Raw genomic sequence first — 21092 nt, forward strand, 5'->3', positions numbered from 1 at the left:
ATGGACTTCACCAAGCAGACGCGCCGGGCAGCCGAGATCCACAGCCGCTTCCTGATTCCGAAGGAGAAGACCTGCATCGACTGCCACAAGGGCATCGCCCATCTCCTGCCCGACATGACCGGTATCGAGCCCGGCTGGAAGGAAGCCCCCGAGCTCCAGGGCAAGGGCAGCGCCTCATGGCATGGGCCCGAGCGGGAATTGCGCGCCTATCTCGCCAGCATCGAGACGCGCTGAAGTCACTCATAAAGATGTATCTTGACCGCATCTTTAGGCCGTGCCCTATTTTAGAGGAGTGTCCCTGGGAAGGAATCGAACCGTGCAAATCGTTCGAGATGATGCGGGCGACATAACGATGGACGCTACGGTGCTGTCGGGGCGCCTCGGCATTTCGAATTCGGCGATGCGACAACTCATGCGCCGCGGCTTGGTCCATAGTCGCGTCGAGGTTGGGATTGGCGAGGATGCCGGTCGATGTCGGCTTGCACTGCGTTGTGGCAACCGCATCTGGCAAGCGGTGCTGGKACCGGAGGGCCAAATCGAGAGCGAAGAATTACGCCATCTGCGCGCAAGCGGAACATGGATAAACGTTCGGGCTGCAGGGAGCCAAGACGCCATCGGAAATCTGGCCGATCCGGTATTAGACCCTGTTCTGCCGGCCGGCGGGTAACGCGATGTTCGGCTTGCATCACCGCGGCGGATTGAACCAGGACACGGCAGTCGTAGGCGACCGCTTTCGCGCAGATTTAAGCCGATCCGAAACTGATTGCGATCATGTGGGGGATCTGTCGCGCGTTCTTCAGCGGCACTTACACCCTGGGTCATGCTGCGGATGCGTATCTGGATCTGATTGCGCCGTCCCTGCCTTGGGATGGCCTACCCGAGGCGCTGATGCAAGCGTAGAGAACGGCGAAAGCCGCACTCCGAAAATGCAGGCCCTTGGCCGCGACAGCATGCTCACCACAGGCAAGACCGTTTACCTGGGGAGTTGTCCCGCATGTCGCGGCGGCGACGGCAAGAGCAAGCTCGATCTCCGCGCTCCCGAACTGACCGCCAACGAGTGGAGCCACGCTGTTCCGCCCTCGRCCGCCTTCGATTGGCTCGCCGCTGGCTGGAGCGACCTCATCGATAACCCGGTGCCGAGCCTGATCTATGGTTTCCTGGTTTTCCTGGTGGCGCTCGGCGTCATCGCCGGCTTCGTCGCTTTCGGTGGGTACTACGTTCTAGTTCCGGTTTTGGCAGGCTTCATGATTGTCGGTCCGCTTCTCGCCGTCGGCCTCTATGAGAAGAGCCGCCGCCTGGCGATGGGGGACCGGGTTGGCTTGCCGCAGATGATCTTCGTGAAACCGGCACTTGGTGGGCAGGTCCTGTTCACCGGTGTCCTTCTGAGTCTGCTAATCTTGGTGTTACGCCCACTTCCGGGATTCGACCTCATCGCACCAATGCTATTCACGACCCGTATTGGCTGGGCGCTGGTTCTGGTTGGTGGCGCGGTCGGAATTCTGTTTGCTGCTTTCTCCTTTGCCATCAGCGTCTTCGGCCTCCCGATTCAGCTGGACAGACGTGTCGACGCCTTAACCGCGATGGGCGCAAGCATGGCGCTGGTCTGGAATAACCTGCCAGTGATGCTGGTCTGGGGTGGGGTCGTCCTCGGGCTGCTTATGCTGAGCCTGGCAACTGGGCTGCTCGGCCTGATTGTCTTGTTCCCGCTGCTGGGGCACGGGACCTGGTATGCGTATCGCGCGATCGCATCATAGGGCTTTCGCGGTGACGTGCTTAGGGGCCTGCGCATCCCGGCATTTCAAGGAAACGCCTGAGCTTGTGATACGTCAAAGACGTCCTTCGTAAGTGCTCTAGAGTGCTGCCAACGAACGGTCCTTGGCAAGTCAGGAGAGCACAACGTGAGGGATGATCGGGCGCGATATCTCGACGAACGGCTGCCCCGATATACGAGTTATCCAACGGCGCCGCACTTCACGAATGGGGTTGGCGCGCAAAGCTATGGCGACTGGCTCGGGGATCTCGCGCCAACCGCGAAGGCCTCGCTCTACCTCCATGTCCCGTTCTGTCGTTCGATGTGCTGGTATTGCGGCTGCCACACCACCGTTGCGCTGCGCGACCAGCCTATCGTCGATTACCTCGCGGTCTTGCGCCGAGAGATCGAGACCGTCGCGAGTCAGCTCCAGGCACCGCTTCACATCCACCATATTCATTTTGGCGGCGGCACGCCGACCATCGTCACGCCGGAGGATTTCCTCGGTCTGATGGCTCTGCTGCGCAAGCATTTCGCGATCCAACCGCAAGCCGAGATCGCGGTCGAGATCGATCCGCGCAGGCTGACCGCGGCCATGATGGAGACTTTAGGCATTGCCGGCGTCAATCGGGCGAGCCTTGGCGTACAGAGCTTCGATCCGCCTGTGCAGAAGGCGATCAATCGCATCCAAAGCGTCGAGCAGACCGCCGCCGTCGTTGCCGGCCTAAGGGCGTCAGGCATCAGCGGCGTGAATTTCGACCTGATCTACGGCCTGCCGAAGCAAACCGTTCGATCCTGCATCGAAACAGTCGAGCGCTGCGTCGAACTGCGGCCTGAGCGCTTCTCCGTCTTCGGTTATGCCCATGTTCCTGAGTTCAAAAAGCATCAGCGCAGAATTGACGAGAAGGATTTGCCTGACGGTCTGGAGCGCCGCGAACAGGCCGAGGCGATAGCGCAGGCGTTGGTCGCCGCCGGCTATATTCGCATCGGCCTCGATCATTTCGCCCTGCAGGATGATACTATGGGGCAGGCGCGCGCGGAGCGCGCGCTACGCCGCAATTTCCAGGGCTACACCACCGACGGCGCCGAGACGCTCATCGGTTTTGGCGCTTCAGCGATCGGCCGTCTTGAGAACGGTTATGTGCAGAACGAGGTCGTGCTCGGGCGCTATGCCGAGCGGGTGCTGAAGGGTGAGCTGGCCACAGCCAAGGGCTTCCGGCTTTCCGCCGACGACCGGCTGCGCGCCGAGCTGATCGAGCGCCTAATGTGCGATCTTGAGGTCGATATCGGCGCCGTCTGCGCCAGGCACAAGGCAAGCCCGGACGAACTGGCACAGTCCTTCCCGCGGCTGCAGGAATTGGCGGAGGAGGGCGTCATTCAGTTCGATGGCTGCCGCGTGCTGATGCCCGAGGACTCGCGCCTGCTCGTGCGCAAGGTGGCCTCGGTCTTCGACGCCTATCTCGGCCAGCCGGCGCGCAGTTACAGCCGCTCCGTGTAAAGGAACCGCCCGTCAGCAGCCGAAGGTCTCCGCCTCAGCCGTTATCACCGGAAGTATCCCATCAAATTTAATTGCTTCTAATCCGGGAAACACTTACCCGGCATTTGCCTAGTTGGCGGTCAAGGCCGCCTGAGCGCAAGCAAGTGCAGCCAAGAATCTGACAATCGCGCTCTGGAAAATACAAGAGGGCCTTTAGCGCACTCCCGCATGGCTGACCGCCAGGGCAACAAGTCCGATAATCAGAAGGAGCGTAGGCCCTATCGATATGGACCGAGCTGCATTGATTGCCTCTTCATGGGGCCATGCGTCCGTGAAGATGAACAGCAACCCGACTGCGTTCGCGACCGCCACAGCCGCGCCACCAAACCGCAAGACTTCGCGCGAAGAGCTGTTCATTTCCCTTCTCCACAACCGACATCATCGCAGCAGTCGAGCGAGGTTCTTTGCTCTGGCGCAAACAGCCACAACAAAGGGCCGCCCCGCGCGCGAACGCGGATAGGCGCATCGGTTCAATGGCATGTTCCAGTTCTCACTTGAGTCCCGCCGCGATGTGCGGTCGAAGACGTTCCCGGACATCAATCCGGAAGACCGAGCCGCCTCATCACGGCGGTAGTCAGGCGATCGCAGCGCCGGCCCGCAAAGGGAAATGCGTCGAGCAAGACGGGCCCGATCTGTTCGTCCAGTTCCTGGTGCAGGAGAAGGCGAGCCCTGTGCAGTCGGGTCCTGACCGTCTCCGGCCTTACGCTGAGCAACTCCGCCGTTTCCTCGACACTCAGACCTTCGATCACCCGTGCCATGTAGACGAAACGGTAGACGTCGGGGAGATTGTCGGTCGCCCGCTCAACAAGTTGCAGGATCTGACGTTGCGCCATCGCTCGCTCCGGGTCGTCGCAACCTGAGCTGCCGGGGAACTGAATGATCCGCGCATCGACACCCGGATCTCTCGATTGCGCAAACTCGACCGCCCGCCGGTTTCGGCGCAGGCGCCCCAGCGCCTCGTTGATCACGATGCGCGACAGCCAAGTGCCAAGCGTCGACTCTCCGCGATATCTTTCGAGATAGGAGAAGGCCCGGACATAAGCCTCCTGCACCACGTCCTCTGCTTCGCTGTCATTGGGGATAACGCCCCGGGCTATTCGGTAGAGTTTCTGATTATGCGTCCGCATGATCGTGCGAAACGCCTCTTGGTCACGCGCGAGGGCCCGCCGAACCAGTTCCATATCGTCGGCAGTGAGGACGGCGTCGAGGTTGCCTGTTCGAGCATGTGACATGAGCAATCCTCCTTCCTATTCATCAGATGGCGCGCGCCGAAAAAGGTTCCCCGTGGATAATCAACTGGTGAGCCGAAGCTGAGGGAGGTGACCGTCCAAGCCGCCCGCCCAAACGAACAGGAGCAACGCCGGCGCGAGCCGGGCTGAGCCAGGTTTCGACATGTGGGAATCGGGCTGGGCGGGAGGCGTTGGCCGGCCGTGACGACAGCGCCGCTGCAGGCTCAGCCACCCCATTCAGCCAGTTCAATGCCGCTCGCGGTACCCAGCAGTGCGATTGCCCGGCCGGCGACATGATCGATTACGTCACGGAGTGACTTGGGCTTCATATAGAATGCCGGAACTGGCGGGGCGATGATCGCACCGATTTCGGTCACCTGCGCCATCGTTCGCAAGTGACCGAGGTGCAGCGGGCTCTCGCGTACCAGAAGCACCAGCCTGCGACGCTCCTTTAGCTGCACGTCGGCAGCCCGGACTAGCAGGTTGTCCAGCTGGCCGAAAGCAATAGCCGAGAGCGAGCGGATCGAGCAGGGCGCAACGATCATGCCGATTGTCCGGAAGGAACCGCTCGCAATAGTCGCGCCGATATTCCGGTTGTTGTAGCAGTGAGTTGCCAGCCCCCGCACACGCTCCAAGGCCCCCGGGCCGACTTCGTGAACGAGCGTCCGTTCGGCTGCCTGGGAGACAACGAGATGAATCTCCACTGACCTAGCCGCAGCCAGCAGTTCGACAACCCGAAGCCCTATCGCGGCACCGGAGGCGCCACTAATTCCGACGACGACGCGTTCTGGGAGGTTCGTCATGATGCCCGTTTGATTGCGCTGGGCGAATCCAGCCCGAGGCTGGCCCAGATCGCATCGACCCGGGCGACCACTGCGGGATCCATCTCCAAAACCTCACCCCACTCCCTTTCGGTTTCAGGGCCGATCTTGTTGGTGGCGTCTATGCCGAGCTTGCCGCCGAGCCCTGGTTTGGGACTGGCAAAATCGAGGTAGTCGATCGGCGTATCGGTCAACTTCACCAGGTCGCGAGAGGCGTCGCAGCGCGTCGCGACAGCCCACATGACTTCCCGCCAGTCCCGGACATCGATATCCGTATCTACTACGACAAGCAGCTTCGTGTAAGTAAATTGCGGGAGTATTGACCAGAGCCCAAGCATCAGCCGGCGCGCCTGGCCCGGATAGCGCTTGTTGATGGAAACGACTGCGATGCGATAGGAGCAGGCCTCCGGCGGTAGCCAGAAATCTTCGACCTCTGGAAATTGGCGGCGCAACAGAGGCAGGAATAGCGGAGTTAGCGCCTCGCCGATCCGCGATGGTTCATCTGGGGCACGGCCGGTGAAGGTGGAAAGATAGAGTGGACAGCGGCGCATGGTCACCGCGGTGACAGTCAGCACGGGGAACGGTTCGACGGCGTTATAATAGCCAGTATGGTCGCCAAAAGGGCCTTCGGGCGCTGTATCGCTTGCCGACACCGTGCCTTCGATCACGATTTCGGCCTCAGCAGGAACGGAGAGCGGTACTGTCACACACGGGGTGAGCACAGGCCTCTCGCCGCGCAGAAGGCCGGAAAACCGCAGTTCTGAGACCGTCTCCGGCAACGGAAGGACCGCGGAGAGGATGGTGGCGGGATCGGCTCCGATTACAACGGCAACCGGCATGTCGCGACCTAAACGGCGCCATTGCTCATGATGACGCGCCCCGCCGCGATGCGCCAACCAACGCATGATCGCCCGATCACGGCCGAGAACCTGCATCCGGTAGACCCCGACATTGCTCTCGCCCTCAGGCAAGGGCGGGTTTGTAATGACCAGCGGCCAGGTGAGTAGCGGCGCCGGTTCGCCTGGCCAGCAGATCTGCGCCGGCAAGGCGCGCAGGTCGATCTCGTCACCGCGGAACACACGTTCCTGTACAGGGGCCCCGTTTTGCCGACGTGGGCGCATCGTCATCGCCGCCCGCGCCAGCGGCAATTTGCGCCAGGCATCGGCAAGGTCACGGGGGGCCTGCGGCGCGCGTAGTTCGGCCAGCGCTTCGCCCAAGGCCGGCAAGTCCTCGGGCCGGACACCGAGCCCCCAGGCCACACGCTCGACTGTGCCGAAGAGATTGGTCAGCAGTGGCATCTCGGCCTGAGAACCATCGGGCCGGATCGGTCGGATGAAGAGCAAGGCGGGGCCGCCCTCACTGAGGACGCGGCGGTGAATCTCAGTGACCTCATGCACCACGCTGACCGGCTCGCTGATGCGCTTAAGCTGACCGGCCTCCTCGAGGTGATCGACGAAGCCACGTAAGTGGCGAAAGGCGGGAAGGTGGCGGCGGTTCAGCAAGATAAGCGCTCCGTTCTTGAGCGATCATCGCCTGAGCCATTCGCAGCCGTCTTTGTCCGGGCGCAACGATCAAACCGAACACTCCTCGCTACTCTGCCGGTCGGAGGTCACCTGATGCCATCGTCCCCAATAGCTTCCCCGAGCCTGCCCCATTTGTTGTCGCTGGCTTTGCGCCCGCTTCCGCTCGCGCCTCTGCAGCACGTGCTTGCTCTGTTCCTATATGGCATCGGGAAACGTCATCCCGGCCTCTACGAGCGATTGGGATGCCACGCGAACAAGCGCTTCGGCATCGATCCGACCGACCTGCCATTCGCATTCGTGTTGGAGCCCAAACTGATACGCCCCGAAGCAACCGCCGTTCGCTGCCTTCCTTCTCGACTTGATGCGAGCATTCGCGGCCCGTTGTCGGCATTGGTCGGGATGGCTGAAGGCCGGCTGGATGGCGACGCACTGTTCTTCTCGCGCCAACTCGATATCGAAGGGGATATCGAAGCCGTGCTCGCATTGCGCAATGCCGTAGACGATGCCGGACTCAACCTCGCGAACGAGTTCCTAGCCGGGCTTGGCTTGCCCGGACGAGGGATCGCCAAACTCCTCAGCCGGCATCAGTTCGCAACCGCGACGGCCGGAGCTGGATCATGGAGCTGATCTGTCCGGCCGGAACCCCCGCGGCTTTGAGAGCGGCGGTCGAAGCTGGAGCCGACGCGGTTTATTGCGGATTCCGCGATGAGACCAATGCCCGCAATTTCCCTGGCCTCAACTTCAGCCGTGAAGAGCTGCGTCAGGCGATCGCCTTAGCCCATCGGCATGGGGTCAAAGTCCTGGTGGCGATCAACACCTTTGCTCGGGCGGGCGCTCTCAGCCTCTGGCGCGCCGCGGTGGACGATGCCGTGGCCGCCGGTGCCGATGCTCTGATCCTGGCGGATGTCGGAGTGCTCGATTATGCCGCCACTCGCCATCCGGAGCAGCGTTTGCACCTGTCGGTGCAGGCTGGTGCGGCCAATGCGGATGCAATTCGCTTTTATATCGAGAGCTTCGGAGTTCGCCGCGTGGTGCTGCCCCGGGTTCTGAGCGTGCCAGAGATCGCAGCCGTGGTTCGCGAGGCAAATTGCGAAACCGAAGTCTTCGTCTTCGGGGGGCTTTGCGTCATGGAGGAGGGCCGTTGCTCGCTCTCGTCCTATGCCACCGGCAAGTCACCGAACATGCAAGGGGTCTGCTCACCAGCTAGCCATGTTGCTTATGAGCAGGTGAACCGCCGGACTGTTTCGCGGCTCGGCGGGTTCACCATAAACGCCTTTGAGAAGGGCGAGCCGGTCGGCTACCCAACGTTATGCAAGGGGCGCTTCGCCACCGAGCATGGAACTGGTTACATTTTTGAAGAGCCGGTCAGCCTTGATGCCGCCACCATGCTACCAGGCCTTCAGAAAGCTGGCGTAACGGCATTGAAGATCGAAGGCCGCCAGCGCGGACGCGCGTATGTCGCCGAGGTCGTGCGCTCGTTTAAGCGAGCCATCGCAGCGCTCGACGAGGGGCGAACGATCGAGGCCCAAGGCTTGAATCGCATGACCGAGGGTCAGACGACCACAGTCGGAGCCTATCGCAAGACGTGGCGCTGACGAATTCGCGCGGCAAATTCCGAGGACATCTCATATGCAGCTCACTCTCGGCCCAGTGCTGTTCAATTGGTCCGCCGACGATTGGCGCGATTTTTACTTTCGGGTGGCTGATGAGGCGCCGGTCGATATTGTCGTAGTCGGCGAGGCTGTCTGCTCGAAGCGATCGCCATTCTTCATCGAACATCTGCCCGCCGTCGTTGAACGGCTGGAGGCTGCAGGCAAAGTTGTTTTGCACTCCTCGCTCATCCTGGTTTCGTTGTTGCGTGAGCGGCGACAGATGGCGGAACTGATGCAGGGGGGGGTAACGGTCGAAGTCAATGATCTGACCTGCCTGGCCTCGCTGGCCCAGCGTCCGCATGCGATCGGACCGTTCGTCAATGTCTATAACGAAGCTACCGCTGCGTTCGTGGCTGGACTGGGCGCGCAGCGCCTCTGTTTGCCGCCGGAGTTGCCCCTGGCATCGGTCGCTGCGATCGCGACCGCCGTTCCGGACGTCGCTATCGAGGTCTTCGCCTTCGGGAAGGTGCCCTTGGCCATCTCCGCGCGCTGCTATCATGCCCGCATCCACAAGCTCTCTAAGGACAACTGTCGCTTTGTCTGTGAGAAGGATTTGGACGGTCTTGCGGTAGAGACACTGACGGGAGAGGGGTTCCTCACGGTGAATGGCGTTCAGACGCTGTCCCATACATGCGCCAATTTGATCGAAGACATCCCCGCTTTGACGAAGGCTGGTGTGGACTCGCTTCGGCTGTCACCGCAACGGTGCGACATGGTGGGCGTCGCGCAGGCTTTTCGTGATGCGATTGACGGGCGTGTCGAAGCCGGCGAGGCAAGTCGCTTACTCGAAGAGATCTACCCCGGAGTGGCTTTCGCAAACGGTTTTCTCCACGGCGCACCCGGCTTCACCCGGGTTCAATCCGGCGCGACCGCGGTGGCCTAGATATCCGCGCCACGATCGCAGGGAGGCAGCTATGCCGAAGGATCCCAAAATTCCGGCCGCCGATGGTGCCCTATCCCGTATACCGGTTGATGAAGCCGGTGAGCTAATCGGAAGGCTTCGCCATGTCCTCCTTCCGGCCGGCCTGGATTGCCAATGCCGGGAGACACTCACCGGCGCGCTGGACCGGTTTAGCCTGATGGAAAAGCGCCGTATCGGACGGCGTAGGCTCGCCCAGGCTCGTGATCACAAGGAGCGCATCGTCGCACTTCTCGCTTTCCTGTCGGAACTCGATCAGGTCACGGAAGCTGAGAGTGATMGAACGGTCTTTGAGGAGATGGCATTGCTTTTCATCGAGATCGCCCATTGCGCTCAAGCCAGCGCGACAGCCCTCAGGGCGTTGGACGCTCGCATCTGAAGAATCGAATTCTTTGTCTTTTCGCAAACCGGTGCATCAGACGAACGGCTAGATTTCCAGTCCCGGCCGTTCCGGAAATGTCTGCGATGAGCTCGCGGATCGGGCGGCGAAGTGATCAAATTGTCCGGCATCGTTCGGCGATCTGATTGAACGCGATATGCAGAGGACAGCAGGTATCATGGCTCCGATTCCCCGTCTGCGGTCTTATGGCGGCCCCGCCCTGCTGTCCTACGGTTTTCGTCCGCTCTATCTCATCGGCGCGCTGTATGCTGGCGTCGCGGTTTTGATCTGGCTGCCGTTCGTGACTGGTCGGCTGGACCTCCCCACGGCCTTCGTGCCGGTTGACTGGCATATCCATGAAATGCTCTTCGGCTATCAGGCTGCCGCCATAGGAGGCTTCCTTCTGACGGCTATTCCGAACTGGACGGGGCGACTGCCAGTGCAAGGCACTCCTCTGCTCGTACTGGTCATCGCCTGGCTTGCTGGCCGCATCGCAGTCGCAACCTCCGCGTGGCTGGGCTGGCGCACGGCGATGCTGATCGATGGCACCTTTCTCACACTGCTCGCACTTGCCGCTGCGCGGGAAATTTTCGCCGGACGCAATTGGCGCAACCTCAAGGTCGTCATTCTTGTTGGCCTGCTGCTCGTAGCCAACCTTGCCTTTCACCTCGAGGCTGGGATCGCCGGGTCGGCTGTGTATGGACGGCGGCTCGCCATTGCCGTCATCATTACGCTCGTCTCGCTTATTGGCGGGCGCATCATTCCAAGTTTCACGCGCAACTGGCTCGCCGCACAGGGACCGGGGCGCCTTCCTATTTCGTTCGGCGCTTATGACAAGGCAGTTCTAGCCGCGACAGCAATTGCATTGGTTGGCTGGATTGTTCTCCCTGACGGCCCCGCAACAGGGGGGCTGCTCCTTACCGGAGCCGGGCTCCACGCTTTCCGGCTCGCGCGCTGGGCTGGACATCGCACATGGCGGAATCCGCTACTGGTCATCCTTCATGTTGCCTACGCCTTTGTGCCGCTCGGCTTCGCACTCACTGGAATGGCTAGTTTCGACCTGCTTCCGGCCGCTGCGGGGGCGCATGCTTGGACGGCTGGCGCGATGGCCACACTGACACTCGCAGTGATGTCACGCTCCAGCCTTGGCCATACGGGACGGCCTCTCGTCGCCACCCCGGCCACTCAGGTTGTCTACGGCCTCGTGGTCATTGGCGCCGTGGCCCGGATCTGCTCGGCAACGGGCCACGGGCCTGCTTCGCTGCTGCATATCGCGGGCCTCGCTTGGTCGGCCGCCTTCCTTGTCTTTGGGGTGGCCTATTGGAAGGTCCTCACTGGTCCGCGTCTCGCCACGAAGGCTGAAGCTGTTATGCGTTCAGCGTGAGGTCACTTGCCGTTGGCGGGATTTTAGCAACATCCGGTTGGGACGACACCGCTAGCAGCCTTTGCAAACGCGAGTGCGATTTCGCGCCTCCTCTCGGCATCTGATCCCGGTAGCGGGATGGGGCAGGAGGGGTTGCTCAGTCGTGGACTGCCTCCGGCCGCCTATTCAGCATCCTCGGCCAACCGTGTCAGGCCGGGGATGTCGCGCACCATCAGCTTCTGGCGCCCGCCTTCGACCAGTCCCTGCTCCTCCCAGGCGCTCAGAATACGAGAGACGGTATGCAACGTCGTACCGGTCATTTCGGCAATATCCTTCCGCGAGATCGGGAAATCGACGTGCGTGCCGCCTACTTCGCGGCGGCCGGCCTGGTCGACGAGCCGGAGGACGGTGTGCGCAACTCTCCGCTCAACCTCCTGCGTCGACATCTCGCGAATGCGGGTATGGGCTTCATCCAGGCGCTGGCCGATGGTGCGTATGGCGTTCATCGCGAGATGCGGATTGTCCTCGACGAAGGAATCCCAGAACTCTGTCGGCCAGGCGGCCACAAGACTGTCGACGGCGGCGGTGGCAGTGCCAGGGTAGTCGCGCCGGTTCAAGGCCTGGGCGAAGCCGAAGAGGTCGCCTGGGTGTACCACGCGCACAATGATCTGTTGGCCGTCGCGTGTGACCTGCGTGACTTTGAGGCGGCCGTGAAGGAGCAAATAGAAGAACGCCGCTGTATCGCCTTGTTCGAAGACCGCGTCGCCCTGCTGAACCCTGCGCGCGGTCGCCTTGGCGCAAAGACGGTCCAGCTGGGGCTCGCTCATCGCGGCGAAGAGGGGAACCTCGCGCAAGACGCTGCGGTCCAGGGCCATGGTATCAGGCTTCCACTCTCGGGGGATCGGCGAACCCGGATGTACGAAAGGAGTTTTTATCCGTCAGCGGCGGCGGACTATGGCGGGTAGACCACCCATGTTCAAGAGTGTGCTGGCGGTCGCTACGTCGCACGTCAGTCCGCGGATTACTCACGGAACCAGCCCCCCGATAGCGACTGTTTTCAGGCCGGCCAAGGCCAGCACGGTGCAGGTGTAGCCAGTGAGTGCGCCGCTCAGAAGCCAGGACTCCCGATGCATCTGCATGAAGCCAAAGACGATTAGCGCGGCCTTTGCCGTTCCAAGCAGCCAGAAGGCCAAAGCGCCAAACGGCCCGGATCCGAACTGAGCTGCGGCAACAAGGTTCAATGCGGTGGCCAGCAGCAGCGCGAACCAGATGCGCAGTGGAGAAAGGGGGCCGAAACAGGCTCATAGGTCACCCTAGGTGCACAATCGGCAAGATCGTAACCCAGACGAGGTCGATGACATGCCAGACAGTGGCAATGGTCGCGACGAAACGCGGCCTTGGCCACCACGCGGCGCCGAGCAGCAGCAAGGCGCCGAACAGGACATGGGCGAGGTGGAAGCCGGTGATCAGAAAGTAGAGTTCGAATAGGCGGCTCTCGTCAGGCATTGTAGGTATCTCGCGCGCATAGCCGGCCAGCTTGATCGCGCAGAAGGCAAAGCCGCCGACTGCGGCGATGATCAGGTCACGCGCCGGCCGCAGTGCTTGTACCGCGCGTGCGGCGAACAGGCCGCTGCCGAGCAGCACGACCGTTGCAAGGCCTGCAAGCCTGAGGTCAAGATGCTGCCGCGCGACGGAGAAACCAGCCGGATCCGCAATGTTCGCGATTGCGAAGCCGGCGAGCAGCGCAGCGAAGATGATAAGTTCGCTCCAGATCAGCAACCAGAGAAGCAGATCTGTCTCCGGTTCCTCGCGGACGGTGCTTTCAGCCGTGGCATGGTGTTGCAGCATGTGACTGCTCATGCCAGCCGCAGGCGTTGGCGAGCGCGCACAAGGATCCGCTCATGCCAACGCGGTTCCTTGACTAACCGAAAGCCCAGATGATCCGGAGGCGCGCCAACCGAACACCCACCGCTCTTCGGGTTACGGATAAAGAAGCTCATCATCGCGCGGTGCTGGCCCTCGACGACATAGATCCCGCAGGTTTTCGCTTCAGTGACGGGCACGCCTGCTGCATTCAGCGTGACGCGAGTCAGGCAGGTGCGTGTCCATTCCCAGACATTGCCAGCAATATCGTGGACGCCGTGCTCATTGGTGCCGAAGCTGCCAGCGGGTTGCGGTTTCTGTKCGCGCCCGCTCTTGAGTTCGGCTTCGCGTTCATAGCTTGCGAGCCAGCGTCGCGCCGGGTTCGGGTCGCCGCTGTCCGGGGCGCCTTGATCTTCGACGAAACGTGATCCGGCCGCGTGAACCCATTCGTGAGAATCCGGAAGCCGCCAGTTTGCTCCGGTCTTGTGCGACAGCCACTCAGCGTATGAGGTTGCGTCAGCGTAGCTGACGCCGGTAACGGGCAGAGTGCCAGGCGCTGATACGTTATCGATTTCCTTGCAGACGCCCTCGGCTACACAGACTGCGTAATCCGCGACAGAGACCTGATAGGTCATGATTTCGAACCCGCTGCTGCGGATTTCCACAAGGGGCCCGCGAACCGGCAGCCCGTCGCGGCTGTACTCGCCAGCAAGCCGATGTTGGAACGTGGCGGCAGGAACGGTGACGGTTTGCGGTTGGAAGGGAGGGGTTCCTCCGGCATCACGCAGGGGGAGCAATGCGGCCGCGCCGGTTGCCGCAATGAGTGCGAGCGGCAGTGCAAATGGCCAGCCGAAGCGGCGGAAGGGCATATCCATGTCTGGTTGCCTTGGTGAAAGGAGTAGCCCCCCATTGCGAGAAGCTACTCCTGAGCGACTTCAGATCCCGACGGGAGCGCGGATCTGCTTCATCAGGTCGTCGTTCCATTCGCCCTCGACCTTGAAATGACCGGCAGCGCCGAGTTCGAAGGCTTCGATCAGGTTGTGGTTCACATAGGCGTAGATGCCGGGCTGCTGGAAGGTGTAGAGCGCTGCACCTGCGCAGCCGCCGGGGATGAACCAGGTTTCCTGATCGAGCTCGGGCGGGTTGCGGAACTTGCCAGTGGCCCAGACATAATCGCCATGGCCGCCGATCAGGTGCGGGCGCGTGTCGCGATTGGCTTGGGAATGGATGACAAGGACCGTTTCTCCGACCTTCGCAGTTAGCGCATTCTTGCCGGTGAGTGCCCCAACCTTGCCGTTGAAGACAATGTGGCTCGGGGTCAGCGTGCGCATCGCCTTCTGCACATCCTCATGGGCTTCGCCGGCGCTGGCATAGCGCTTGTACTTTCCGTTCGCGTCGCGCGGCACATAGAAATCCTGTTCGCCGACATAGTAGACCCGATCGTATTTCAGCGACTTGCCCTGATGATCCTTCAGGCCGTCGCGCGGCAGCACCATAATGGCGCCATTCATGCCGGCAGTGACATGCCATGGGACCATGCCGGGAGGGGCGCAGTGGTAGACGAACACCCCTTGCTTGGTCGCCTTCCAGCGAAGCACGGTTCTTTCGCCCGGATTGACTTCCGTCAGTGCGCCGCCGCCCAAGGCGCCGGTAGCCGAATGGAAGTCGATATTGTGCATCAGCTCATTAGTTTCGGGATTGATGAGCGTCAGCTCGACATAATCGCCCTCGTGGACGACCATCAGCGGTCCCGGCACGGTGCCATTGAAGGTGAAGGCGAAGGTTTCCGTGCCCTCAGCATCGAGGACGATCTTCTTCTCCTCGATCTTCAATTCGAACTCGACGATCTTCGGACCGTCCGTGGCCACCTGCTCATGGGCGTGGACGAAGGGCGGGTCGACGAGCTTGACCTTGACTCGGGGAAGCTTGGCAATGTCGGCGGCGCTGGCCTTGACGAGGGGCGCCGGGGCAGCCTCTGCAGTCTGGGGGGCCATCACAGCCTGCACGATGGCTCCGGATGTTGCTGCACCTGCCAGGATGCTGCGCCGAGTCAGCTTGAAGTCTTCGCCCATGACGTGTCTCCTAACGGAACGKCCGGTCGTTACCGGTCATCACCTTTGTAGAGACTTGAGGGAGACGTTCTTTGTTGCGGCACAACAAAAGTCAATATTTCGCCCTATTCAGTTGTTCGCCATCATCGCGGGCGTCCAGACAGGGTCGTAGGTAAGCCACGTCTCGACCGATGAGACACCCTCGACGGCGCTAACGCGCATTTCGACCGCGTCCTTCAGAAAGCCCGCCAGCGGGCAGCCTCTGGCCGTGGTAGTCATTGCGATCCGTACGCCGCCGTCCGGGCTGGTCTCGATCGAATAGATCAATCCTAGGTCGAGCAGGCTGCGACCCAATTCAGGATCCATAACATCGCGTAAAGCGTTACGGATCTCAGCGTCGAGTGTCGCCGTCATGATGAGGCCTTGCCGCCATGGCGGATCAGTAGGCGGTAGGCCGTTCCGCTGGCATCGAAATTGCCGGCCCATTCATGTCCTCTTTTCGCCAGTTCCGGGAAGAGGAACAATGGCTCACGAGCCAGTAGCGCGAACAAAGTCTCTCCGGAGCGTAGCTCTTCCATCGTTTCGAGAATGCGCACCATCGGTTCTGGTGGCTCAAGATCGCAGAGGTCTAATTCTTCAACCGGATCGGGCCAGTGAGCTGCTGACGGACTGCTACCGAAGGCAAGCGATGTCTCTTGCTGTTCAACTTCGACCGGCGTGAAGATCACCTCCCAGTCTCCGCCGTCCAGTGGCCGATCGCTGGCGCCGAAGCCACGATTGGCCATGACTGAAAACAGCGGCACGGGCCGAAACGGAGCGAAGAGCTTGAGGCTCTCGCCAGGTTTCAATGCCTCTACGGCGTCCATGATCGCTTGGAAGGGTTCGCCTCCCGCCTGCAGGATCGGCCGAACATCAAGCTCGCGGATGGGCGGGTTCGTTGAAGCTGCCATGAACGGGTCCTTTCCGAATGGGCTGAGGTAAGAAAAGCCGAGGCACGCCACCCGCCGTCCGGCTGGCAGGGATCAATTCGGCGAGCTGGCGAATACGGACAAGTTCCACGACGATGCCAGCCGTGCCGGCGAGGCACAGCAGCGAGGCGAGCTGAAAGATGCTGCCTGCCTGGACGGCGAGCGCGACGGTTCCAAGCATAACACCCACAAAATAGAGAAAGAACCAGTGACGCGCGCGCTTCGCGTTGAGAAGGTCCGCGACCCGTGGGGGCGCGACGCGACCGAGCAATGGCCCGAACACTTCGAGCCAGGTCATGAACGAGACAATCTTGGTGAGTTGAGCAAGCGTCAGTCCACTCAACCATCCGAAAACGAGCAGGAAGACCAGAGCGGCAACCCACGGCTCAGGGGCTCCACAGAGCAACACTATCGGCAGAAGCAATGCACACAGGCCAAGCGCCGCAAAGGCGACGATACTCGCCAGCATATTGAGTTCGAGTGCCTTGCGGCGGCGAGCGCGGTAGAGGGAAATCATGTCCCCACCGTAAAGCAGGGTAACAAGCGCAAGGCCGGTCATGGCAAGAAATGCCAGTCCAGCTCGCCCCTGTTCGAGAGTGATGAAGAAGAAGGCGCCCGCCGCGAGTCCTAGCGAAAGCGTTCCGCCAACCAGAACGAACTGCGTGGTCCGACGCTCGGTGTCAGGCGTCATCATGAACATGGCCAGCAATTTGTAGCTGACGCCGAAGGCAGTGAAGCTCAGCCAGCCTCCGAGGCCGAGCATCGCGTGCAGGGACAAACCGTCCGTCAGCAAAGCAGCAAAAGGCAGGGCAGAAAGATGCCCTGCGAGGATGCAGGCAAATAGAAACCCGCTAAGTCCCGTGGCCGCGAGGGCGGCGAGTCCGACGAGCACGAAGCGAGGCAGAAGTGTCAGGGGACGAGAGCGCAACAACGTAATGGCGAGCATGATGCCGAGCAGGCTGAAGCCCGCCAACAGCACCAGGCCCGACAGCGGCAGCAATTCCGGCGCGAATGGCAGCATGCCAGATACGGACGCAAAACCAGCGCAGAGCCCAGCGAGCCCCCCCAGCGTCAGGGCAAGAGCCGGTAACGCCAATCGCGGACAGGAGAGAGGACGTGCGACTAGAACGGGCACGAACTGAAGCAAGGCGCCAGCCATGACCAGGCTGAGCCAGCCGATCGACAGTAGATGGACAGTGATGAGGGTGGCGGGCTCGGCGAGCCCATATGCCGGGTAGCTAATTCCAGCCACCATCATGGCTTCGGCCGCAAATAGGCAAACGAGCGCGGCCGCGAAGTAACTCATCGTCCAGCGAGAGAGCGATGCAATCGGCACGACCGGGCTCCTTCGCAAGGGGACGAGTGTTAGCTGCCGCAGGTACAGTGATTGCCTTCGCCATGGCCGCCACAGCCATCGGAAGGCTCCTCGGTCCGGTGATCGGCAGCATGATCAGTGCGTTCGATTGCAACCTGCCAAAGATGGGGACCCTCGACGATATAGGTCCACACATAGGCGCCGGGATAACGCGCCTCAATTTGGCGGCGCAGCGGGACCGGATCATGATCATTCACGATACAGAAGGCCGTCCCTGGCTGCAGCTGCTCGATGATGCCGAAGATGGTGGCGTGCCGGACAGTCGGCGGGATCGTGCGCACATCAAGTGGCTCGAATCTCGAAATTTCCATAGTTGGACCCTCGTTGCAGACGCCAGTTGGCCGTCGGACAAGCACAACCTAAGCCGTCGGGGCAGAAACAACTTTGTTGAAGCTCAAAGAAGCGGTCAGTTGCGTAGCTCATCGCTAATAGGCACGCCATTACTCAACTGAGCCTCGGCAGAGGCGCCGGTCGGCGTTTACGATCTGGGCCATCTAAACTCTACGGAGGACGCGGATAGCATGGCTCGCCCGGTCGCGGCTTTCGCCAGAAGTGCCACCCTTGCTGACGAACGGGATCAAATCCGGATTATAGCCCGTCAGCATAAGATCTGAATTTTCGCGATCTCGAAGGCTTCAAGAGCCGATTGTTGACAAACTATATTGATTTCTTCGGATACTCGCGCCAGCGACCTAGCGTCTTGTAGATTCATATCGTCAGAATCCTCGCGAGTCCGGCTTACTACTGCTCAAGGTAGAGGACGACAGCGATGAGCAAGCTGCAGATGATCGCGGTCGCCACTCCGCTCTTTTGCAGCACGCCCATGCGGTAGAGCAGCACGGCCATGACCATGATGGCGGGGGTGGCGACGATCAGGCCGAACTGGGCGTCGGTCATGAGACCCTCCTTAGGCCGCGAGCGAGCGATAGATCGCCGGCAGCGCAGCCGGCAGCCGAGACAGTCTGGAGACGATGGCATGACCGTGCTGCCCGAACAGGAAGGGCAGATAGGCGCGCGCCTCGCGGTCCACCGTGACAGCGAAGACGACGAGCCCGGCGCCGCGCGCCTCGGCCACCGCCTTGCGCGTGTCCTCCATGGCAAAGCGACCTTCATAGTGGTCGATATCGTTCGGCTTACCGTCGGTCAGCACCAACAGCAGCTTCCGGCGATCAGGCTGGCGCTTGAGCCGGGCGCTGGCATGCCTGATCGCGGCGCCGATACGGGTGTAGAAGCCGGGCCGCAGCGCCGCGATGCGCGCCTCGACTGCCTCCCCCATCGGTTCGTCGAAGCGCTTGAGCGTTTCGATCCGCACCCAGTCTCGGCGGCGCGAGGTGAAGCTCAGGATCTCATGGCGGTCTCCGCAGGCGGCGAGCCCATGAGCGAGCACGGAGAGTGCCTGTTTCTCGACATCGAGCACGCGCAGGTCGTCGAACCATGAATCGGTGGACAGCGACACATCCAGGAGGGTGGTGACGGCGAGGTCGAAGGTTTGCGGACGGCTGGCGAGATAGATGCGATCAGTGCCCGGCCCACCTGCTGCAAGATCGGCCTGCCGACGTACCACCGCGTCGAGATCGAGATCCGGGCCGTCGATCTGGCCCCGCTGCGGCTCACGGCAGGGCCGCATCGCCTCGAACTGGCGCTGCACGCGGCGCGCCAAGGCGCGCGTCGCATCATCGGGGGGCACGCAAGGCGCTCCGCCGCTCGCGGTGCCGACCACCACCCGGCAATGGTTCTCGCGATAGGTTCCGGTGCGGAAATCCCATTCCGGATAGGTCAGCTCCCCGGTCAGCGGCGTGGGGTCGACCGCTTCCGGCGGCAGGTCGAGGTCGAAACGGAAGCGCGAGGCGGGGCGCCCCTTGCGCTCGCCGAGCACCATGTCGTCGAGCTCGTCGGCCGCTTGGGGGTCGTGGTCGTCGCTGTCGTCGGATGGTCGGTCGACCCGCACCATTTCTGACATGGCGAGGATCTTCTCGAAGCGGTTGAGGATGAAGGGGCTGCGCTCCTTGTCATGCTCCGCCAGCTGCTCGCGGCTCGCTGTATGATGCTGCATGCCGGTCTCGGGCGCAGCGGCCGAAGGCGGTCGATCATCGTCGCGGCGGCGTGCGGTTGTCGGCTCCGTCGCGACGACGATTGGCCATAGCGGGACGGCGAGCGCGGGCAGATAGCCGGGCGGTGCCTTGTCCTCGGGCTTGTCTGGCGGGGGCGCAGAGCCTGCGGCTCCGTTTTCGAGAAGCCTGCGGATCAGGGCCTCGACCCTGGCCTCGATCGCGGGAAGGGACGCGCGCCGCCGGATGGCGAGCGTTGCAGCCGCCAGCCGACGATAACGCTCGCTCATGCCCGGAAAGGCGGCAAGGACAGATGCCACTAGGTGCTCCGCTGCGGCAATGAGAGCGAGGTCGCGTCGTAGCGGGTCCGTCTCGGTTACGGGCCTGGTCGGCATCACTGCCATACAGGCGACGAGCCAGAGATAGAGATCGCGATTCAACGCGGGATCGGCGAAGAGCGCGATCTCCGGGGGCAGATGCAGGTTGTCGGCCGTCCGCGATGGCTGGGCCAGCCGCTCCTCGCCGAGACCGACGCGCTGGCGCCAGTTCAGTCGGTGCGCGGCGCTGCGCCCGCGGACCGGCGCCAGCCTCACGCCGTGCTCGCCGCCGAACCCGCGAAAGCAAACGGAGAGAACTGGGGCGATTTGCGATAGCGTCACGGCGGCCTCGGGATGGYGCGGCCAACTCGCGGTCTCGCCAACAAGCCGGTGCCAGAAGCGCCCGACCGTCTCCTCGAACTCCAGGAAATCCAGCATGGCCCTCTCAGTCCAGCACGGCCCGGGCGATCTCCATCAGCCCAGCCTTCACCTCTGGCTCGTCGGTCAACGGCTCGATCAGCGCCGAGATGACCGCCTCGCGTCGCGGCAGGCCTGCATCGATCAGGCTGGCGCAATAGACCAGAAGCCGGGTCGAGACGCCCTCTTCCAGGTCCTGGCCCTTGAGGCCGCGTAGCCGTCGCGCGAGATCGACGAGCGGAGCGACTGCAGTCTCGTTTAGCCCGCTCTCCTCTGCGACCACGGCGATCTCTCGATCGTGCGGCAGGAAGTCGAAGGTGATCGAGACGAAGCGCTGGCGGGTCGAGGGCTTCAGGTTCTTTAGCAGGCTCTGGTAGCCGGGGTTGTAGGAGACCGCGAGCATGAAGGAGGGCGGGGCGGTGAGCACCTCGCCGGTTCGTTCCAGCGGCAGGATACGGCGGTCGTCGGTCAGCGGGTGCAGCACCACTGCGACATCCTTGCGGGCCTCCACGATCTCGTCGAGATAGCAGAGACCGCCTTCGCGGACTGCGCGCGTCAACGGCCCATCCACCCAGACGGTCTCGCCGCCCTTGAGCAGATGGCGTCCGGTCAAGTCGGCCGCAGAGAGATCGTCATGGCAGGCAACGGTGAAGACCGGCAGCCCGAGACTTGCAGCCATGTGAGTGACGAAGCGCGTCTTGCCGGAGCCGGTTGGCCCCTTGAGCAGGAGTGGCAGGCGCCGTTCCCAAGCCTTTTCGAACAGGGCTCTCTCATTGCCGCTGGCCGTATAGGCCGGGATATCCGGTGCGCGCGAGACGCTGCCGCAAGACGGCAGCATCTGATCGGGCAACGACATGGCAGGTGTACCCATCGGAGGATT

24 protein-coding genes are annotated in these 21092 nt (G+C 62.2%); 9 read left to right on the forward strand and 15 right to left on the reverse strand.

All coding sequences use genetic code 11. The annotated features are described in order from the left end of the window. The 4 genes from AC1DIO_RS31515 to hemN all read left to right on the forward strand — a co-directional run. Window positions 1-234: NapC/NirT family cytochrome c (locus tag AC1DIO_RS31515; RefSeq protein ID WP_441508996.1), on the forward strand; the 234-nt coding region annotated here is incomplete at its 5' end. A gap of 82 nt (window positions 235-316) precedes the next feature. After that, window positions 317-667, forward strand: a complete 351-nt coding sequence (locus AC1DIO_RS31520; protein WP_476854633.1) for a DUF6522 family protein — start codon at window positions 317-319, stop codon at window positions 665-667. Between the two features lie 259 nt (window positions 668-926). Beyond that, entirely contained in the window at window positions 927-1754 is an 828-nt protein-coding gene (locus AC1DIO_RS31525; protein WP_476854634.1) for a DUF2189 domain-containing protein, read from the forward strand. 144 nt (window positions 1755-1898) lie between these two features. After that, complete coding sequence (gene hemN / locus AC1DIO_RS31530) at window positions 1899-3248, forward strand: oxygen-independent coproporphyrinogen III oxidase (protein WP_476854635.1); 1350 nt, start codon at window positions 1899-1901, stop codon at window positions 3246-3248. A 575-nt stretch (window positions 3249-3823) separates the two neighbouring features. Here the strand turns inward: hemN and AC1DIO_RS31535 are convergent. The 3 genes from AC1DIO_RS31535 to AC1DIO_RS31545 form a co-directional block, all read right to left on the reverse strand. Beyond that, window positions 3824-4519, reverse strand: a complete 696-nt coding sequence (locus AC1DIO_RS31535) for an RNA polymerase sigma factor (RefSeq protein WP_476776817.1) — start codon at window positions 4517-4519, stop codon at window positions 3824-3826. Between the two features lie 221 nt (window positions 4520-4740). Then, window positions 4741-5319, reverse strand: a complete 579-nt coding sequence (locus tag AC1DIO_RS31540; protein ID WP_441508013.1) for a UbiX family flavin prenyltransferase — start codon at window positions 5317-5319, stop codon at window positions 4741-4743. Further along, the gene (locus AC1DIO_RS31545) at window positions 5316-6836 is read right to left on the reverse strand and encodes a UbiD family decarboxylase (protein ID WP_476776830.1); all 1521 of its coding nucleotides are present in this window, start codon (window positions 6834-6836) and stop codon (window positions 5316-5318) included. Before AC1DIO_RS31545 ends, AC1DIO_RS31540 begins: the two co-directional genes overlap by 4 nt. A 159-nt stretch (window positions 6837-6995) precedes the next feature. On the opposite strand from AC1DIO_RS31545, the gene ubiT reads away from it, so the two are divergent. From ubiT to AC1DIO_RS31570, 5 genes are all read left to right on the forward strand, one after another. After that, on the forward strand, window positions 6996-7487 hold the full coding sequence (ubiT, locus tag AC1DIO_RS31550) for a ubiquinone anaerobic biosynthesis accessory factor UbiT (RefSeq protein ID WP_476854636.1): 492 nt from the start codon (window positions 6996-6998) through the stop codon (window positions 7485-7487). Beyond that, entirely contained in the window at window positions 7478-8455 is a 978-nt protein-coding gene (gene ubiU / locus AC1DIO_RS31555; RefSeq protein WP_441508011.1) for a ubiquinone anaerobic biosynthesis protein UbiU, read from the forward strand. Before ubiT ends, ubiU begins: the two co-directional genes overlap by 10 nt. Before the next feature lie 34 nt (window positions 8456-8489). Continuing rightward, complete coding sequence (gene ubiV, locus AC1DIO_RS31560; protein ID WP_476854637.1) at window positions 8490-9395, forward strand: ubiquinone anaerobic biosynthesis protein UbiV; 906 nt, start codon at window positions 8490-8492, stop codon at window positions 9393-9395. Between the two features lie 31 nt (window positions 9396-9426). Beyond that, complete coding sequence (locus AC1DIO_RS31565; RefSeq protein ID WP_441508009.1) at window positions 9427-9810, forward strand: hypothetical protein; 384 nt, start codon at window positions 9427-9429, stop codon at window positions 9808-9810. Window positions 9811-9988: 178 nt separating this feature from the next. Then, a complete protein-coding gene (locus AC1DIO_RS31570; RefSeq protein WP_441508008.1) occupies window positions 9989-11194 on the forward strand; it encodes an NnrS family protein in 1206 nt (401 codons plus the stop codon). A 161-nt stretch (window positions 11195-11355) separates the two neighbouring features. Here AC1DIO_RS31570 and AC1DIO_RS31575 read toward each other — a convergent pair whose 3' ends face one another. The 12 genes from AC1DIO_RS31575 to AC1DIO_RS31630 all read right to left on the reverse strand — a co-directional run bounded on the left by AC1DIO_RS31575 (window position 11356) and on the right by AC1DIO_RS31630 (window position 21050). Continuing rightward, a complete protein-coding gene (locus AC1DIO_RS31575; protein ID WP_441508007.1) occupies window positions 11356-12048 on the reverse strand; it encodes a Crp/Fnr family transcriptional regulator in 693 nt (230 codons plus the stop codon). A gap of 150 nt (window positions 12049-12198) precedes the next feature. Next, entirely contained in the window at window positions 12199-12450 is a 252-nt protein-coding gene (locus tag AC1DIO_RS31580) for a cytochrome C oxidase subunit IV family protein (protein WP_476854644.1), read from the reverse strand. 31 nt (window positions 12451-12481) lie between these two features. Next, window positions 12482-13021 (reverse strand): cytochrome c oxidase subunit 3 family protein, encoded by a 540-nt coding sequence (locus tag AC1DIO_RS31585; RefSeq protein WP_441508005.1) that lies wholly within the window; start codon window positions 13019-13021, stop codon window positions 12482-12484. An 8-nt stretch (window positions 13022-13029) separates the two neighbouring features. Then, on the reverse strand, window positions 13030-13911 hold the full coding sequence (locus tag AC1DIO_RS31590) for an SUMF1/EgtB/PvdO family nonheme iron enzyme (RefSeq protein WP_476854638.1): 882 nt from the start codon (window positions 13909-13911) through the stop codon (window positions 13030-13032). A gap of 60 nt (window positions 13912-13971) precedes the next feature. Further along, window positions 13972-15108 carry a copper-containing nitrite reductase gene (gene nirK, locus AC1DIO_RS31595; RefSeq protein WP_476776821.1) on the reverse strand — a complete coding sequence of 379 codons (1137 nt, stop codon included), beginning with the start codon at window positions 15106-15108 and terminating at the stop codon, window positions 13972-13974. Window positions 15109-15216: 108 nt separating this feature from the next. After that, window positions 15217-15501 (reverse strand): metal-sulfur cluster assembly factor, encoded by a 285-nt coding sequence (locus AC1DIO_RS31600; protein WP_441508002.1) that lies wholly within the window; start codon window positions 15499-15501, stop codon window positions 15217-15219. After that, the gene (locus AC1DIO_RS31605; RefSeq protein ID WP_441508001.1) at window positions 15498-16037 is read right to left on the reverse strand and encodes a DUF2249 domain-containing protein; all 540 of its coding nucleotides are present in this window, start codon (window positions 16035-16037) and stop codon (window positions 15498-15500) included. The genes AC1DIO_RS31600 and AC1DIO_RS31605 overlap by 4 nt, the downstream gene beginning before the upstream one ends. Beyond that, the gene (locus tag AC1DIO_RS31610) at window positions 16000-17391 is read right to left on the reverse strand and encodes a hypothetical protein (protein WP_441508000.1); all 1392 of its coding nucleotides are present in this window, start codon (window positions 17389-17391) and stop codon (window positions 16000-16002) included. The genes AC1DIO_RS31605 and AC1DIO_RS31610 overlap by 38 nt, the downstream gene beginning before the upstream one ends. A gap of 29 nt (window positions 17392-17420) precedes the next feature. Continuing rightward, on the reverse strand, window positions 17421-17741 hold the full coding sequence (locus tag AC1DIO_RS31615; RefSeq protein WP_441507999.1) for a DUF2249 domain-containing protein: 321 nt from the start codon (window positions 17739-17741) through the stop codon (window positions 17421-17423). 430 nt (window positions 17742-18171) lie between these two features. After that, window positions 18172-18327 (reverse strand): hypothetical protein, encoded by a 156-nt coding sequence (locus AC1DIO_RS31620; RefSeq protein ID WP_476854639.1) that lies wholly within the window; start codon window positions 18325-18327, stop codon window positions 18172-18174. A 10-nt stretch (window positions 18328-18337) separates the two neighbouring features. Then, window positions 18338-20233: a nitric oxide reductase activation protein NorD gene (locus AC1DIO_RS31625; RefSeq protein ID WP_476854640.1), complete on the reverse strand. Its 1896-nt coding sequence runs from the start codon at window positions 20231-20233 to the stop codon at window positions 18338-18340. A 7-nt stretch (window positions 20234-20240) separates the two neighbouring features. After that, window positions 20241-21050, reverse strand: a complete 810-nt coding sequence (locus AC1DIO_RS31630; protein WP_441508020.1) for a CbbQ/NirQ/NorQ/GpvN family protein — start codon at window positions 21048-21050, stop codon at window positions 20241-20243. Between the last annotated feature and the right edge of the window lie 42 nt (window positions 21051-21092).

The sequence above is a fragment of the Allobosea sp. 05T439 genome (genome assembly GCF_056396005.1).

Excerpts from the sequence above, each read along its gene's own strand:
- AC1DIO_RS31535 (WP_476776817.1), bottom strand. The coding sequence starts at position 4,519 with ATGTCACATGCTCGAACAGGCAACCTCGACGCCGTCCTCACTGCCGAC.
- AC1DIO_RS31540 (WP_441508013.1), bottom strand. The coding sequence starts at position 5,319 with ATGACGAACCTCCCAGAACGCGTCGTCGTCGGAATTAGTGGCGCCTCC.
- ubiU (WP_441508011.1), top strand. The coding sequence starts at position 7,478 with ATGGAGCTGATCTGTCCGGCCGGAACCCCCGCGGCTTTGAGAGCGGCG.
- ubiV (WP_476854637.1), top strand. The coding sequence starts at position 8,490 with ATGCAGCTCACTCTCGGCCCAGTGCTGTTCAATTGGTCCGCCGACGAT.
- AC1DIO_RS31570 (WP_441508008.1), top strand. The coding sequence starts at position 9,989 with ATGGCTCCGATTCCCCGTCTGCGGTCTTATGGCGGCCCCGCCCTGCTG.
- AC1DIO_RS31575 (WP_441508007.1), bottom strand. The coding sequence starts at position 12,048 with ATGGCCCTGGACCGCAGCGTCTTGCGCGAGGTTCCCCTCTTCGCCGCG.
- AC1DIO_RS31585 (WP_441508005.1), bottom strand. The coding sequence starts at position 13,021 with ATGCTGCAACACCATGCCACGGCTGAAAGCACCGTCCGCGAGGAACCG.
- nirK (WP_476776821.1), bottom strand. The coding sequence starts at position 15,108 with ATGGGCGAAGACTTCAAGCTGACTCGGCGCAGCATCCTGGCAGGTGCA.
- AC1DIO_RS31600 (WP_441508002.1), bottom strand. The coding sequence starts at position 15,501 with ATGACGGCGACACTCGACGCTGAGATCCGTAACGCTTTACGCGATGTT.
- AC1DIO_RS31605 (WP_441508001.1), bottom strand. The coding sequence starts at position 16,037 with ATGGCAGCTTCAACGAACCCGCCCATCCGCGAGCTTGATGTTCGGCCG.
- AC1DIO_RS31615 (WP_441507999.1), bottom strand. The coding sequence starts at position 17,741 with ATGGAAATTTCGAGATTCGAGCCACTTGATGTGCGCACGATCCCGCCG.
- AC1DIO_RS31620 (WP_476854639.1), bottom strand. The coding sequence starts at position 18,327 with ATGACCGACGCCCAGTTCGGCCTGATCGTCGCCACCCCCGCCATCATG.
- AC1DIO_RS31630 (WP_441508020.1), bottom strand. The coding sequence starts at position 21,050 with ATGCTGCCGTCTTGCGGCAGCGTCTCGCGCGCACCGGATATCCCGGCC.